1 protein-coding gene and 1 pseudogene are annotated in these 762 nt (G+C 58.7%); both read right to left on the reverse strand.

Annotation, left to right across the window (positions count from 1 at the left end; genetic code table 11):
• A pseudogene (locus AX708_RS08690) lies at positions 1–556 on the reverse strand (hypothetical protein); the annotation flags it as partial.
• A gap of 7 nt (positions 557–563) precedes the next feature.
• Positions 564–762: copper resistance protein CopC (locus AX708_RS08695; RefSeq protein ID WP_067489990.1), on the reverse strand; the 199-nt coding region annotated here is incomplete at its 5' end.

Below are 762 nucleotides of genomic sequence, written 5' to 3' on the forward strand. Positions count from 1 at the left end.
GCTCTCGATCCGGCCGCCGATGCAACTTCACAGTGAGGTCAACAAAGCAAATGATGGCGCCGAGCCACAACCCTGCGGCGATCAGGTGGGCGCCATTGTTGAGCCGGTGCAAGAGCCCAATGCCTCCCTCGCCAGCAGCGGCGTGACCGCTCCATCCGAGCGAGAGAAGTGCCGCTGCGAAACAGGCGCCGACGACCATTTGGCTGAGTTTCGTGGCCCTGACTGCGACAAGAAAGCATAATGCGAGAAACAGCACGCCGATGCGAACGGCAAACGCAATCCCGATATCCGTGCCGGAGACCATCATGGAGATCGTCGCCCAGTCAAGGTCCAATAGGGACATGCCCATCATTGCGGCCACCGAGACGAGCATAAGAACAACCGAAAGCACGAATGCAGCCGCAGCCCCCCCGATCAGGCGTAGCGACGCCCGATTACCGACAGAGAGAAAGCGGCAGCTCCGAAGCGCGATCAATCGAAAAGCGGTGCTCCCGAACATCCCCAGGAGCACCGCATAATTCAGAAAACGCAAACCAGGTTCGACCGCCCACCCCATTGCGCGATCAGCTGACGGTAAACTTGATAGTACCGTTCATGCGGTGACCATCAGCACCTGCGGCTTGCCAGCGCACCTCATAGCTTCCCTTCGCCAAAGGTTTAGTAAGCGTGAGGGTCATGGTCTTGTTCTCGTTCGACCAGGCAGTGGTGAAATTGCGGATCGCCATCGGACTGTGATTTGCCATCCCCGGCATCGCCGTCATT

Source organism: Erythrobacter sp. CCH5-A1, assembly GCF_001557115.1.
Classification (GTDB): Bacteria; Pseudomonadota; Alphaproteobacteria; order Sphingomonadales; family Sphingomonadaceae; genus Erythrobacter.